The 14,705-nt window shown below is 67.0% G+C and carries 10 protein-coding genes; all 10 read right to left on the bottom strand.

All coding sequences use genetic code 11. The features are described 5' to 3' along the window. Positions 1–1,969 (bottom strand): NAD-dependent DNA ligase LigA (gene ligA, locus BRAS3809_RS22855; RefSeq protein WP_035657758.1); only part of this gene is annotated, 1,969 nt, incomplete at its 3' end. 112 nt (positions 1,970–2,081) lie between these two features. Next, entirely contained in the window at positions 2,082–3,755 is a 1,674-nt protein-coding gene (recN, locus tag BRAS3809_RS22850; protein WP_008964403.1) for a DNA repair protein RecN, read from the bottom strand. Positions 3,756–3,877: 122 nt separating this feature from the next. Beyond that, positions 3,878–4,771 (bottom strand): outer membrane protein assembly factor BamD, encoded by an 894-nt coding sequence (locus BRAS3809_RS22845; protein ID WP_008964402.1) that lies wholly within the window; start codon positions 4,769–4,771, stop codon positions 3,878–3,880. A gap of 415 nt (positions 4,772–5,186) precedes the next feature. After that, a complete protein-coding gene (lpxC, locus tag BRAS3809_RS22840; protein ID WP_008964401.1) occupies positions 5,187–6,146 on the bottom strand; it encodes a UDP-3-O-acyl-N-acetylglucosamine deacetylase in 960 nt (319 codons plus the stop codon). A gap of 345 nt (positions 6,147–6,491) precedes the next feature. Next, on the bottom strand, positions 6,492–8,336 hold the full coding sequence (gene ftsZ / locus BRAS3809_RS22835; RefSeq protein ID WP_008964400.1) for a cell division protein FtsZ: 1,845 nt from the start codon (positions 8,334–8,336) through the stop codon (positions 6,492–6,494). Between the two features lie 90 nt (positions 8,337–8,426). Further along, entirely contained in the window at positions 8,427–9,746 is a 1,320-nt protein-coding gene (gene ftsA / locus BRAS3809_RS22830) for a cell division protein FtsA (RefSeq protein WP_008964399.1), read from the bottom strand. After that, entirely contained in the window at positions 9,743–10,798 is a 1,056-nt protein-coding gene (locus tag BRAS3809_RS22825; RefSeq protein ID WP_008964398.1) for a cell division protein FtsQ/DivIB, read from the bottom strand. Before BRAS3809_RS22825 ends, ftsA begins: the two co-directional genes overlap by 4 nt. A 309-nt stretch (positions 10,799–11,107) precedes the next feature. Then, the gene (locus BRAS3809_RS22820) at positions 11,108–12,097 is read right to left on the bottom strand and encodes a D-alanine--D-alanine ligase family protein (protein ID WP_008964397.1); all 990 of its coding nucleotides are present in this window, start codon (positions 12,095–12,097) and stop codon (positions 11,108–11,110) included. A gap of 69 nt (positions 12,098–12,166) precedes the next feature. Then, positions 12,167–13,090: a UDP-N-acetylmuramate dehydrogenase gene (gene murB, locus BRAS3809_RS22815; protein WP_008964396.1), complete on the bottom strand. Its 924-nt coding sequence runs from the start codon at positions 13,088–13,090 to the stop codon at positions 12,167–12,169. Between the two features lie 4 nt (positions 13,091–13,094). Continuing rightward, the gene (gene murC / locus BRAS3809_RS22810) at positions 13,095–14,498 is read right to left on the bottom strand and encodes a UDP-N-acetylmuramate--L-alanine ligase (RefSeq protein WP_008964395.1); all 1,404 of its coding nucleotides are present in this window, start codon (positions 14,496–14,498) and stop codon (positions 13,095–13,097) included. Positions 14,499–14,705 lie beyond the last annotated feature (207 nt).

Raw genomic sequence — 14,705 nt, 5'->3', positions numbered from 1 at the left:
TTTTTTCCAGCGTGCCGGTGAAGACCACGGTCTTGGTCGCGATCGGCGAGTTGCGCTTGGGCTTCTCGGCATCGAGGATCTTCACCTCTCGGGTCAGCCGCTCGACAATGCCGCGATTGTGGTCCTCGCCGAAATAGGCGGCGACGCTCTTGATCACGGTGTCGCCGATCTGGTCGAGCGCGTCCATCTCGGCGATCGCCTCCTCATCGCCGGCAGCGACCTTCAGGCAGGCGTCGTGGAACGCCTCCCACGAGCCATAGCCGCGCGCCAGCGCCAGCGCCGTGGTCTCGCCGACATGGCGCATGCCCAGCGCGTAGATGAAGCGCTCCAGCGCGATCTCCCGCCGCGCGTCGATGGCGTTGAACAGGTTGCGCACCGAGGTCTCGCCATAGCCCTCGACGTCCTCCAGCTTGAGCTTGGCGTTGCGCTTCTGCAGCGTGAAGATGTCCGACGGCTCCTTGACCCAGCCTTCATCGAAGAAGAACTGGATCTGCTTCTCGCCGAGGCCATCGATGTCGAACGCGCGGCGCGAGGCGAACAGCTTGAGATGCTCGATCTTCTGATAGGGACAGGCGAACTCGCCGGTGCAGCGGGCACGCGAGCCCTCCTCGCCGGCCGCCGTCTCCTCGCGAACGACGTCGGTGTGCAGCGGGCACGGGCACTTCTTTGGAAACTCGAATGGCTCGGAGTCCGAAGGACGTTTATCGATGAGAACATCGACCACTTGCGGGATCACATCGCCGGCACGCTGAATGACAACTGTGTCCCCTCTTCGGATATCTCTACCCTCGCGCAGCACCTCGCCCTTGTTGCCGATGCCCTTGATGTAGTCCTCATTGTGCAGGGTGACGTTCTGCACGATGACGCCGCCGACGCCGACCGGCTCGAGCTTGCCGACGGGGGTGAACGAGCCGGTGCGGCCGACCTGGATCTCGATATCCTTCAGCACGGTCATGGCGCGCTCGGCCGGGAATTTATGCGCGATGCCCCAGCGCGGCGTGCGCGAGACGAAGCCGAGCCGCTCCTGCCAATCGATACGGTCGACCTTGTAGACGACGCCGTCGATGTCGTAATCGAGCTCGGCGCGCTGCTCCTCGATCTGATGATGGAAGGCGATCAGCTCCTCGACGGAGTGGCAGAGCCTGGTCAGCGGGTTGGTGGTGAAGCCGCAATGCTCGAACCATTTGATCATGCCGCTCTGCGTCTCGGCCGGCATCGCGCTCATCTCGCCCCAGGCATAGGCGAAGAAGCCGAGCGGCCGCGACGCGGTGATGGTCGGATCCTTCTGGCGCAGCGAGCCGGCGGCGGAGTTGCGCGGATTGGCGAAGATGGTGTCGCCGGCTTCCTTCTGCCGCTCGTTCAGCGCCAGGAACGCCTGCTTGGTCATGTAGACCTCGCCGCGCACCTCGCAGACGTCGGGCAGGTTGCGACCATGCAGCTTCTGCGGCACGTCCTTCAGGGTACGGATGTTGGCGGTGACGTCCTCGCCCTCGGCGCCGTCGCCGCGGGTCGCCGCGGTGACCAGCTCGCCGCCCTCATAACGCAGCGACATCGACAGCCCGTCGATCTTCGGCTCGGCGGAGAAGGCGATACGATCGTCCTCGGCCAGCTTCAGGAAGCGCGCGATGCGGCCGACAAAGTCGCGCACGTCCTCTTCCGCAAAGGCGTTGTCGAGCGACAGCATCGGCACCGCATGCCGCACCTTCTTGAAGCGGCCCGATGGGGCTGCGCCGACCTTTTGCGACGGAGATTCGCTGCTGACGAGCTCGGGAAAGCGCTTCTCGATGGCGTTGAAGCGGCGACGCAGCTCGTCGTAGCCGGCGTCCGAAATCTTCGGCGCGTCCTCCTGGTAGTAGAGCCGGTCGTGGGTTTCGAGCTCCAGCGCCAGCCGTTTCCATTCCACCTTGGCCTGGGCCTTGGTGAGATCGGCGACATCGACGGGGGTCTTGGGTTTCGTTGTCTTGGCCATGCTGCGGACTGTCTGCTCGTCAAACCGGAGGGGCGGCCCAACAGGTCGCGCCCGGGATGACGGTTTACACAATGCGCGCGGCGGAGCCAAAACGTTCGCCCTGCCCGCCGACCTATGCCGCCGCGGCCTCCAGCAGCCGATCCGCCGCGGCGCGGGCTTCGGCGGTGACCTCGGCGCCGGCCAGCATGCGGGCGATCTCCTCGCGGCGGTGCAGGGTGGCGAGCGTGTTGACGCGGGTGACGACGCGCTTGCCGCGGTCGAGCGCATCCTTGGAGATCAGGAGATGCTGGTCGGCGCGGGCCGCGACCTGCGGGGCATGGGTCACGGCCATGACCTGGACGCCATGGGCGAGCCGCGCCAGGCGGGCACCGATGGCATCCGCCACCGCGCCGCCCACGCCGGTATCGATCTCGTCGAACACCAGCGTCGGCGCCGAGCCGCGATCGGACAGCACCACCTTCAGCGCCAGCAGGAACCGCGACAGCTCGCCGCCGGAGGCGACCTTCATCATCGGCCCCGGCCGGGTTCCTGGATTGGTCTGGACCCAGAACTCGACGCGGTCGATGCCCTCCGGCCCCGGCGCCTCGGCGTCGCTGTCGACCTGGGTCATGAACTTGGCGCGTTCGAGCTTGAGCGGGCCGAGCTCGGCGTGGACGGCCCGGTTCAGCTTCTCGGCCGCCTTGCTGCGCGCCGTGGACAGCTTGGCCGCAGCGGCGGCAAAACGCCCGTCGGCCGCAGCCGCCGCAGCCTCGAGCTTCTTCAGCTGCTCGGCGCCGGCGTCGATCAGCACGACGTCGGCGGCATATTTGGCGGCCAGCGCGGCAAGTCCGTCCACCGGGGTGGAGTATTTGCGCGCGGCGGCGCGCAGCGCGAACAGCCGCTCCTCGATGCGCTCCAGCTCCAAGGGATCGAAATCGGTGGCCGCCAGCGCCGCGGTCAGATGCTGGTCAGCCTCCTCCAGCGCGTTGATCGCGGCGTCCATCGCCTTGACCGCCGGATCGACCAGCGCCGGCGAACTGACCGCGCGCCGCTCCAGCCGCCGCACAGCGGCCGCGAGCGCCGCGATCGGCGACTGGTTGCCGCTGACCGCGTCCTGCGCGTCGCGCAGGTCGCCAGCGATCTTCTCGCCCTGCATCATCGCCGTGCGACGGGCGGCGAGCTGCGTCTCCTCTCCCTCCTTCGGCGCCAGCTTCTTCAATTCGTCGGAGGCGTGGCGGAGATAATCGGCCTCGCGCGCCGCGCGCTCCATGCCGGCCCGATGCTGGTCGAGCGCCGTGACCGCGGTCCGGCGCGCAGCCCACAGTGCCTCGACGGCGGCGACGTCTTTTTCCAGCCCGGCGAAGGCATCCAGCAAGCGGCGATGGGTGGCGGCATCGACCAGGGCGCGTTCGTCGTGCTGGCCATGGATCTCGACCAGGGTGGCGCCGATCGCCTTCAGGGTCTGCACGCTGACCGACTGGTCGTTGATGAAGGCCCGGGTGCGACCGTCACCGTATTGGACGCGGCGCAGGATCATCTCGCCATCGGCATCCAGGCCGTTGGCGGCCAGGATCCGGGCGGCCGGATGGTCCTTGCCGATCTCGAACACGGCCGTGACCTGCCCCTGGTCGGCGCCATGCCGCACCAGGCTGGCATCGCCGCGACCGCCAAGGGCCAGAGCAAACGCGTCGAGGAGGATGGACTTGCCGGCGCCGGTCTCGCCGGTCAGCACCGCAAGCCCTTCAGAAAATTCGAGATCGAGTCGTTCGATCAGGACGATGTCACGGATCGACAGTCGCGCCAGCATGGAACCGAAGTCCTTCGTAACGGGGCAGGATGCCCCTGAGCGAACGACTCGATGCTAGCAGCAAAAAGAGAACAAAACAAGAATTGAGAACAAACGAAGATCAGACCGCCCCTTCGCCGGCGTCAGCCGAGACCGAGCTTCTTGAACGCGCGAGAGATATAGGAGCCCTTGTTCTCCTCCGGCTCGACGCCGCCGGACTTCACGAGATTATAGGCGTCCTTGTACCACTTACTGTCCGGGAAGTTATGGCCGAGCACGGCCGCGGCCGTCTGCGCCTCGCCGACGATGCCGATCGTCATATAGGCCTCGGTCAGGCGGTACAGCGCTTCCTCGACATGGCGCGTGGTCTGGTACTGCGTCACCACCGTCTTGAAGCGATTGATGGCGGCGGTGTAGTCGCGCTTCTGCATGTAGTAGCGGCCGACATCCATCTCCTTGCCGGCGAGCTGGTCGCGGGCGCCCTCCATCTTCGCCTTGGCGTTGGTGGCGTATTCGGAGGTCGGATATTTGCGTACCACCTCTTCGAGCGCGGCGATCGCCTTCTCGGTGCGGCCCTGATCGCGGCTGATGTCCGGGATCTGGTCGTAATGCGACGCGGCGATCAGGTACTGCGCGTAGGCCGCGTCCGGGCTGCCCGGATGCAGGGTCACGTAACGGGTCGCGGCGCCGATGCAGCCGTCATAGTCGCCGGCCTGATAGGAGGCGTAGGCCGACATCAGCAGCGATTTGCGGGCCCAGTCGGAATACGGATGCTGGCGGTCGACCTCCTCGAACTTCTTGGTCGCGCCTTTGACGTCCTTCTTCTCGTTCATCAGGTACAAGCCCTCATTGTAGAGCTTGTCCGCGGGCTCATCGACGAAGGTGTCGTCCTTGGCCATGAACTTGTCCCAGAGGCCACCGGTGCCGCAGCCCGCCAGGGGCAGCGCCAGCAGTGCCAGCGACGCGGCGAGCCGCAGAGCGCGGACGGCCGGGATGGACTGAGGACGGAGTTCGCGCGTGAGACGCTGGTTCGACATGCTGCTTTGGAACCCGATGCCTGTGATCTGATCTACGCCGCGCACCATGACCATCGTCGCAAGGACCATCGTCTCATAGCCGCGAAGGAAGAGCCCCTTGTGGCGCGCATCACGCCGCCACGGCCTCTCTAACCGAAAACACTTCATAAACCAACCGCATAGGCAGCCATTCCGCCCGGATTAAGGCGAGACCGAGGCTGCTGCCCCGCGGCATGGTTGGCGCTGCAAAAGCCGTTGGAAAACCTGCAGAAACACCCCTGCCCGCTCAGGTGGCGGTGATCAGCAACAATGCCTAACGAAAAAGTCGCCGAACGAGGATGCCGAAGGCGGCAATGACGAAGCGCCTCAAGCGTCATCATCGGATCGGACATCGACCTGCTCGCGGGATTCGCGGCAGGCGCAACCGAGCTCCGGCTCAGGACACGTCCGGACCGAAGGCCGGGGCAATCATGCCACCGACCATGCCGCCGACGACCTCGGCCGCGACGCGGGGACGGCGCACGGTCTCGCCCTCGACCACCCGCCAGGCAGTCCGATCGGCCATCAGCGCGGTCAGGACGGCGTGATTGAGCTTGTGCCCGCCGCGGACGGAGCGGTAGGTGCCGAGCATCGGCAGGCCGGCCAGAGCGAGATCGCCGATCGCGTCGAGCACCTTGTGGCGCACGCACTCGTCGGCGTAGCGGAGGCCTTCGGGGTTCAGGAGGCGGTCCTCGTCGAACACCAGCGTGTTGTCGAACGAGGAGCCCAGCGCGAAGCCGGCGTTCCACAGCCGCGAGACGTCGCTCATGCAGCCGAAGGTGCGGGCGCGCGAGATTTCGCGACGGAAGCGCTCGGAGCTGAGCTCGAAATGGTAGGCCTGCCGGCCGATCACGGGGTTGGCGAAATCGATTTCGGCCTCGACGCGGAAGCCGGAGCTGTTGGGACGCAGTTCGCCCATCGAGGCGCCCATCGTCACCTGGACCGGCTTGAGCACCTGGAGATAGCGGCGCGACGCCGACTGGTTGACGATCCCGGCCTGGTCGATCGCGGCGACGAACGGCGCGGCGCTGCCGTCCATGATCGGAACTTCGGGACCATCGATCTCGATCAGGGCATTGTCGACGCCCATGCCGCGCAGCGCGGCCAGGATATGCTCGGCGGTGGAAACCAGCGGGCCGTTACGGTCGCCCAACACCGTTGCCAGCTCCGTCGCGATCACCGAACCGAACGAGGCCAGAACTTCGCGGTCGGCACCGTCAAGGCCAGTGCGGAGGAACACGATCCCCGCGTCGATCGGCGCAGGCCCGATCGTCAGGCTGACCGGCGCGCCAGAGTGGACGCCTACGCCAGTGACAGTGGCTTGCGAACGAAGCGTTGTTTGCCGGCTGAATTTCATCGACGATCGCCCAAGACCCCGCCTGAACCCCCGTCGGCCGCCCCTCGCGAACCGACTCATTTTCAGGCATCCCCAAGTCACGACAGAACTTAACGAGCCCCCCCTAGAGCGCCAACTCACGCTTCTTTACGGATTGTTACCCCATCTCTGCCGTATTCGCGCCAACCCTTAACCAAACTGGAACGCGGACTTAACCCTCCGTGTTCCCCATCTAAACACCGAAAGAATAATTAATCATTTAAAATCAGTTAGTTGAACCGACATTCCGGGTTCCCGCCAGCCCAGCGAAAAGGCCCGGCTCTCGCGAGCCGGGCCTGTTCAGCACCGTCGGGGCTGTAACAATTCTCAGTTCGCCTGCCGGCGGAGGAAGGCCGGGATATCCAAATGGTCGTCGCCCTGTGGCGCGGGGGACACAGGCGCGGGACGGCCATGGACGTCGAGACCCTGCGGCGCCGGACGGCGGGCATATTCCGAGACCGGCGATTCGTGGCTCGAAACCTGCTGCCTAACGCTCGGCTGCGGCTTCCGTTCCGGCAGCGGCGGCATCTGCGGCATGGCAGGAGCGGCTGACCGACCCGACATCGGCGGCTCGCTCTCCTCGTCACGGCGGCCGAGGCCGACATTGGCGAGACGCTGCAGCAGCGACATGCGGGTCTTCTGCGGATGCTCCTCGCCCTCGTCGCCCCTGGCCTGCCGGATCTCGGCCTGCGCCGGCATCGGCAGGTCCTCGAACTTCGGCATGCGCGGCGCGCGCGAGGGAACCCGCTCGGCGGCCTGCGGGATGAAGGTCTCGGGCGGCGCCGCCGGTTCGACCGGCGCCGCACGCTGGGCCTCCGGCTCGGGGAACAGCGACGGCTTCTGGGCGATCGGACGCACGGTCACGTCGCCATAGGAGGCCGCCGTCGGGACCGGAGCGGGCGCCGGCGCGGGCTCGCTGGCCATGGCGGCCGCCACGGCCGCGAGGGTATCGCGCTCGAGGTTCGGAGCCGGGCGCGGCGCCGGGGCGACCGGCGCGGGCGCCGGTTGCGCGACGGCCGGAGCCTGCGATGCCTGCTGCTCGAGCTTGGCCGCGCGTTCCGCCAGACGCTGATTGTCGGCGCGCAGGCGCGCGGTCAGGTCGGCGAGACGGCTTTCAGGAAGACCCGCGTGAGCGGTCGGGGCGGCGGCAATCGGAGCGACAGCCGCCGCCGGCTGTGCAGTCGTGGTGACACCGCGGTTGAACTGCGCCTGCTCGATGCCGGTGGCAACGACGGAGACGCGGATCAGGCCGTCGAGCGATTCGTCGAAGGTGGCGCCGACGATGATGTTGGCGTCCTGGTCGACCTCCTCGCGGATGCGGGTCGCGGCTTCGTCGACCTCGAACAGCGTGAGGTCCTTGCCGCCGGTGATCGAGATCAGCAGGCCACGGGCGCCCTTCATCGAGGAATCGTCGATCAGCGGGTTGGCGATCGCGGCTTCCGCGGCGGTCAGCGCGCGCTTCTCGCCCGAGGCCTCGCCGGTGCCCATCATCGCCTTGCCCATCTCCCTCATCACCGCTCTCACGTCGGCGAAGTCGAGGTTGATCAGGCCTTCCTTGACCATCAGGTCGGTGATGCAGGCCACGCCGGAATAGAGAACCTGGTCGGCCATCGCGAACGCGTCGGCGAAGGTCGTCTTCTCGTTGGCGACCCGGAACAGGTTCTGGTTCGGGATGATCAGCAAGGTGTCGACCACCTTGTGCAGCTCGGAGATGCCGGACTCCGCGGTGCGCATGCGGCGCGCGCCCTCGAAGTGGAACGGCTTGGTGACGACACCCACGGTGAGGATGTTCATCTCGCGCGCGGTCTTGGCGATGACCGGAGCAGCACCCGTGCCGGTGCCGCCGCCCATGCCGGCGGTCACGAACACCATGTTGGCGCCCGAGAGATGATCGCGGATCTCGTCGATCACCTCCTGCGCGGCGGCCGCGCCGACGTCCGGCTGCGAGCCGGCGCCCAACCCTTGCGTGACCTGCGTGCCCATCTGGATGATGCGCTGCGCCTTGGACATGGTCAGCGCTTGCGCGTCGGTGTTGGCGACGACGAAGTCGACGCCCTGCAGGCCGGCCGTGATCATGTTGTTGACGGCGTTGCCGCCCGCGCCGCCGACGCCGAACACGGTGATCCGGGGCTTCAGCTCGTGGATATCAGGAGGGGTAATAGTGAGTGCCATGATTGCCTCTCGATCACGCGCGCGTGGGTTCGCCCCGGCCGCCGGCCGTGGGTGGTGTTGGTGAAAATCGGTTGGTGCGGACATCGGTCATCAGAAGCCCTCGCGTAGCCATCGTCCGACCTTTCCGAAATAGCCGTCGGTTCCTGTCCCGACCTGCCGCGTATGCCGCGGTTCGACATGTTCGAGGTGCGCGTATTGCGGATAGACCAGGAGCCCGGTGGGCACCGCGAAGGCGGCGTTCTTGGCCTCGTTGGGAAGACGGCCGAAGCCGAGCGGACGGCCGACCCGCACCGGGCGGTCGAGGATCCGGGTCGCGAGCTCGACCAGGCCCGTCAGCTGGGAGGCGCCTCCGCTGAGGACGACGCGCGCTTTGGGTTCTGCCGCAAAGGGCGAATCCTTCAGCCGGTCGCGGACCATTTCAAAAATCTCCTCTGCGCGGTGCCTGACGATGTTCGCGATGGTGGCGCGGGACACGATCTGCGGAACATCCCGCTCGTTGTCACCGGCCGTCGGAACAGACATCAACTCACGCGCGTCGGACCCGCCAGTCAGCACCGTGCCATATAACGTCTTGATTCGCTCGGCATCTGCAATGCACGCTGATAGTCCGCGCGCAAGATCCATGGTCACGTGATGCCCGCCGAGCGCAAAACCGGAGGCATGGACGAAGCGGCCGCCGGAGTAGATCGCGATCGTGGTGGTGCCGGCGCCCATCTCGACCACCGCGGCACCGAGATCGGCCTCGTCGTCGGTCAGCACCGACAGCCCGGCAACATACGGGCTCGCGGCCATGGCCTCGACGTTGAGATGACAGCGCTCGACCACCAGCATCAGGTTCTTGGCCACGGTGGCATCCGTGGTGACGACGTTCATGTCGACGCCGAACTGCCGCGCCAGCATGCCGCGGGGATCGCGGATGCCCTTCACACCGTCGAGCGTGTAGCCGACCGGCAAAGCATGCAGCACTGCCCGACCGTCGCCGGTCGCATGGTGCATGCCGGTGGAGGTCACGCGGCTGACATCGGCCTGGGTCACGGCGCCGCCGCGAATGTCGGAGGTCGCCTCGATCAGGTGGCCCATCACGCGGCCGCCGGCGACCGGCAGCAGCACGGACTCGACCCGCACCTTGGCCATGCGCTCGGCCAGCGCGACCGCCTGCCGCACCGCCTGCTCGCATTCGACCGGATCGACCACGGCGCCGGCCTTGACGCCGCGCGACTGGATCTGGCTGTAGCCGATCAGTTCGACCGCATGGGTACGGCCGCGCAGCGCATCGCTCGGCGGCGCCGGCTTCAGCCGCGCGATCATGCAGGCGATCTTGCTGGTGCCGACGTCGAGCGAGGCCACCAGCGCGGTACGCTTCTGGCCCATCGGACGCGTCTTCGGAGTCTGGCGATCGAAGCCGGTCATGCGTCACCGGCTTTCTTCTTGGGCTTCTTGTCCTTGAACAGCTCCTCGCGCGCCTTCGCGGCGTCGTCCGAAAGCTGCACCGTCAGCCGGTCCGACAGCCGCATGTCGATGGCGACGATGTCGCGCGAGAACAGCTTGTCGTCCTGGTCGAGCTGGCTCAAGGTCGCGAGCGCGTTGCCGACGTCGTTCTCCGGCAGGCGGATGTCGAGGCCGTCCTTGGTGCGCAGGTTCCAGCGGCGCTCGCCGACGAACACCGCCGCCTTGGTCACGGCGCGGACCTGCGGATAGCGCGCGAGCAGCGCCAGGAAATCACGTGCCCTGCTTTCTGCGCCCTTGCCGACGACGAGCGGCAGCGTGAGGAAGCGGCGCGACACATATTGTTCGAGCACGGCGCCGTCATCGGCGATCACCGAGAGGCGGCCGTCCTGCTGCCACAGCGCGAACGGCTTGCGCTCGACGATGTCGATCTGCAGCTGGTTCGGGAAGAACTTCTGCACCGTCGCGTCGGCGATCCAGGGATTGGCCTTGAGCTGGTCGCGGACGGCGGCGGCATCCAGGAACAGCAGCGACGAGCGGCCGGAGACGCCGCCGATCGCCAGCACCTCGTCCTGGGTGAGCTGCTTGCGGCCATTGATCGCGACCGCAGTGATGCGGAAGCCGGCGGCGTTCGCCAGCGAATTGCGGGTGTCGGACAGCGCCGCGCTGACGTCCTGGGCGTGGCCGCCCTTGACGACACCGAGCCAGACGCTGCCGAACAGCAGCGCCACCGTCGCCACGGTGCCGAGACGGCGCGGCAGATAACGCTCGACGAGTTCGACCACGCGCGGCGGCGCTTCGCGCTCGACCATCGGCGCGAGCACGGCCGGCGTCGCTGCGCGATCATCGCGCGCGGTTCGTTGGCCGCGCTGATCGATCTTGCGCCGACGCGGCAGCTTGATGCGCGGCAGACGGGCTGAGACATACTCGCGCAGCAGGATTGCCGCGCCAAGGGCAGCGGCTTTCAGGTCAGCTTGAGGCCTCTGCGATCGAGCGAGGCGTCCTGCACCATCCATTGCACGAGCTCATCAACTGTTGCGCCCGCAATACTCGCGGACCCACGCCCACGGTCCCGGCCGGCCGGACACTGGTGACCATCCCAATGCGGTTCGTCACGACAGCTCGACCCGGCAGCCGAGCACCACTGAGGCGCCAGCGTTAACCTTCGGACGTCCTGGTAAACAAAAAGTAAAATAGGTCCGGAGAGACGATTTTTTTCTCCGATTTATGAGGACCTTGCCCGGGATTCTTAAGCATTTTACGGGTTACAGGAACCACCGGGGCACGCCGGGCCGGGTTCCCACGGTGCGACTATCGCACAATTCTTAACGGCGAACGCGGCGTTCCGCCAAGGCGATCTGCTGCTGCAGGAAGTCGGCGAAGGGGATGCCCTGGGCCGCGAGCGCCTTCGGATACAGCGAGGCCGCGGTGATTCCGGGCAGCGTATTGGTCTCGAGATAGACCGGGCCGTTGGCCGAGACGATGAAGTCGGTGCGCGAGTAGCCGCCACAGGACAGCGCGCGATGCGCCTTGATCGCCTCGGTCTGCAGCGCCGCCGTGATTTCCGGACTGAAGCGACCCGGACAGATCTCCTTCGTGGCAGCCGCGAGGTACTTCGCGAAGTAGTTGAAGGCGCCATCGGCCGGAAGGATCTCGATCGGCGGCAGCGCGATCAGCGATCCATCGGCCTGTTCGAGTACGCCGCAGGTCGCCTCCGTCCCGGTGACGAACGGTTCGATCAGGTAGTGCTCGGTGGCGGCCGCTGCCTTGACCGCGACGAGGTCCTGCTTGGCGTTGACGAAGATCAGGCCGAAGCTCGATCCATCGTTCACCGGCTTGGCAATCAGCCGGCCGTGACGCGCCAGCGCCGCTTCGGCATCCTCAAGCGCGATCCCTTCGACCGCTGTCACGCCGGCCAGCACGGCGAAGCGCTTGGCCGCGACCTTGTCGAAGGCAAGGTGCGAGGACGCCGAGCTCGACCCGGTGAAAGGCACGCCGCGAATCTCGCACATCAGTTGAAGCTCGCCATTCTCCGCCCGGCCGCCATGCAGGCCGAGCACGAGGAGGCGATCCTCCGCGCGCGCGCGGTCGAGCGCCTCGGCCAGCATGCCGATCCGGGCGCCGTCGGCCGTGAACGGCTCCTCGAACGGCTTGGCGTGGGCGACCAGAGCCTGGCCGCTCGCCTGATGCACGGTGTCGTCGGCCTCCCAGAACCAGAGGTCGGCCTCGGGCAGCGCGGCGTGCAGCGCCTTGGCGCTGGCGACCGAGACGAGACGCTCCTTGTTGGAGCCGCCGAACAGAATCGTGGTGCGCATCAATGTCTTCTCGGTTGATTCCACATTGCGGTCGCGGTTGCGCCGACGTCACTTTAGCAGAGCGGCCGATCAGATCGCCTTGATTCCAATCCGCTTGATCTCCCACTGCAACTCGATGCCCGAAGTGGCCTTGACCCGGTCGCGCACGGTCTCGCCGAGCGTCTCGATGTCGTCGGCGGTGGCGTTGCCGGTGTTGATCAGGAAGTTGCAATGCATCTCCGAAACCTGCGCCCCGCCGACCTTGAGGCCGCGACAGCCGGCGGCATCGACCAGCTTCCAGGCCGAATGTCCCGGCGGGTTCTTGAAGGTCGAGCCGCCGGTCTTCTCCCGGATCGGCTGCGCCGTCTCGCGATGTGCCTGGACCTCGGCCATGCGCGCGCGGATCGCCTCCGGCGCGGACGGCCTGCCGCGGAACCGCGCGGCCGTGAAGATCAGCGACGGATCGAGGCCGCTCGCGCGATACGTGAACTTCATGTCGGCATTGCTGAAGCGATGCGTCTCGCCACGGCGATCGATCGCGGTCGCCTCGACCAGGATGTCCTTGGTCTCGCCGCCATTGGCGCCGGCGTTCATGCGCAGCGCGCCGCCGATCGTGCCGGGGATGCCGAACAGGAATTCCAGGCCAGCGAGATCGGCCGAGGCCGCGACCTCGGCCACGCGCTTGTCGAGCGCCGCGGTGCCGGCGGTGACGATGTCGCCGTCGGCCTTGACCTCACCGAACGCACGCGGCGCCAGGCGGATCACCACGCCCGGCACGCCGCCGTCGCGCACGATGAGGTTGGAGCCGACGCCGATCACGTAGATCGGCAGCTCGACCGGAACATGCTTCAGGAAATAGGCGAGGTCATCGGCGTCCGCCGGCGTGAACAGCACCTGCGCCGGTCCGCCGACGCGAAACCAGGTGAGCGGCGCCAGGCTCTCATTGGCGAGCAGCCGCCCGCGCAGCGCGGGCATCGCGGCCTTGAGATCGGGCGTGATGTCAGGGAAGCCCACCGCCCTACCCCAGCGCCTTCAGCTCATTCGGCAGCGCGTAAGCCCATTGCGTGATGTTGCCGGCGCCGAGGCAGACGACGAGGTCGCCCGGCTTGGCGAGGTCCTTCACGATGCCGGCGAGATCGGCGGCCTTCGGCAGCGGCACCACGTCGCGATGACCATGGGCACGCAGACCGAGCACGAAATGATCGCGGTCGATGCCCTCGATCGGCGCCTCGCCGGCCGCATAGACGTCGGCGACGACGACCGCGTCCGCATCGTTGAAGCAGGTGCAGAACTCCTCGAACAACGACTGCAGCCTTGTGTAGCGATGCGGCTGCACCACGGCGACGACCTTGCCATTGGTGGACTCCCGCGCCGCCTTCAGCACGGCGGCGATCTCGACGGGATGGTGGCCGTAATCGTCGATCACGGTCACGCCATTCCACTCTCCGGTGCGGGTGAAGCGGCGCTTGACGCCGCCGAAGCCGCCGATCGCCTTGCGGATGGCCTCGTCCGAAAGGCCGAGTTCGCGGGCCACGGCAATGGCGGCCGTCGCGTTCGAGGCATTGTGCCGGCCGGGCATCGGCAGGACGATGTCTGAAATCTCATGCGTCGCGCCGCTCTTGCGGTCGCGGAACACGACCTTGAACGACGAGCCGCCGCCCATCGGCGTGAGATCCACCAGCCGGACATCCGCCTGCGGGTTGACGCCGTAGGTGATGATGCGGCGGTCCTCGATCTTGCCGACCAAGGCCTGCACGACGGGATGATCGATGCACATCACGGCGAAGCCGTAGAACGGAACGTTTTCGACGAAGGCGCGGAAGGCGTCCTGCACGGCGTCGAAGGTCTTGAAGTGGTCGAGATGCTCGGGATCGACATTGGTGACGATGGCGACATCCGCCGGCAGCTTCAGGAAGGTGCCGTCGCTCTCATCGGCCTCGACCACCATCCACTCGCCGCCGCCGAGCCGCGCATTGGTGCCGTAGGCATTGATGATGCCGCCGTTGATGACCGTGGGATCCAGCCCGCCGGCGTCGAGCAGCGCCGCGACCATCGACGTGGTCGTGGTCTTGCCGTGAGTGCCGGCGATGGCGACGCAGCTCTTCAGCCGCATCAGTTCGGCCAGCATCTCGGCGCGGCGCACCACGGGAATGCGCTGCGCGCGTGCGGCCATCAGCTCGGGATTGTCGCGCTTGATCGCGGTCGAGACGACGACGACGTCAGCCCCCGCCACGTTCTCCGCCTTGTGGCCGACGCTGACGGTGATGCCCTTCTCGCGCAGCCGCGCGACATTGGCGTTGTCGGAGGCGTCGGAGCCCTGCACCGTGTAGCCGAGATTGCACAGCACCTCGGCGATGCCGCTCATGCCGATGCCGCCGATCCCGACGAAGTGGATGGGTCCGATCTCGCGCGGCAGTCTCATGGGCATCCCGTCCGTGGTCGCGGGTGCCGGCCAAGCTCCGACAGCCCCGAATCATGCGCCCTTCATGCAAGACATGACCGGCCGGGACAAGCCCGCAAAAGCCGGAAAAACCACGAATTTTCAGGCGCTCCGCCCGGATTTCGGCCGATTTCCGCCGTCCCGCTCAGAGCCCGGCCGTCTTCACCACGAGATCGGCCAGCCGCTCGG

Origin of the sequence: Bradyrhizobium sp. STM 3809 (assembly GCF_000239795.1) — a bacterium.
Classification (GTDB): Bacteria; Pseudomonadota; Alphaproteobacteria; order Rhizobiales; family Xanthobacteraceae; genus Bradyrhizobium.
This window is presented reverse-complemented; position numbering and strand designations above follow the sequence as displayed.

Coding starts and splice junctions, on each gene's coding strand:
- recN (WP_008964403.1), bottom strand. CDS start 3,755: ATGCTGGCGCGACTGTCGATCCGTGACATCGTCCTGATCGAACGACTC.
- BRAS3809_RS22845 (WP_008964402.1), bottom strand. CDS start 4,771: ATGTCGAACCAGCGTCTCACGCGCGAACTCCGTCCTCAGTCCATCCCG.
- lpxC (WP_008964401.1), bottom strand. CDS start 6,146: ATGAAATTCAGCCGGCAAACAACGCTTCGTTCGCAAGCCACTGTCACT.
- ftsZ (WP_008964400.1), bottom strand. CDS start 8,336: ATGGCACTCACTATTACCCCTCCTGATATCCACGAGCTGAAGCCCCGG.
- ftsA (WP_008964399.1), bottom strand. CDS start 9,746: ATGACCGGCTTCGATCGCCAGACTCCGAAGACGCGTCCGATGGGCCAG.
- BRAS3809_RS22825 (WP_008964398.1), bottom strand. CDS start 10,798: ATGGATGGTGCAGGACGCCTCGCTCGATCGCAGAGGCCTCAAGCTGAC.
- BRAS3809_RS22820 (WP_008964397.1), bottom strand. CDS start 12,097: ATGCGCACCACGATTCTGTTCGGCGGCTCCAACAAGGAGCGTCTCGTC.
- murC (WP_008964395.1), bottom strand. CDS start 14,498: ATGAGACTGCCGCGCGAGATCGGACCCATCCACTTCGTCGGGATCGGC.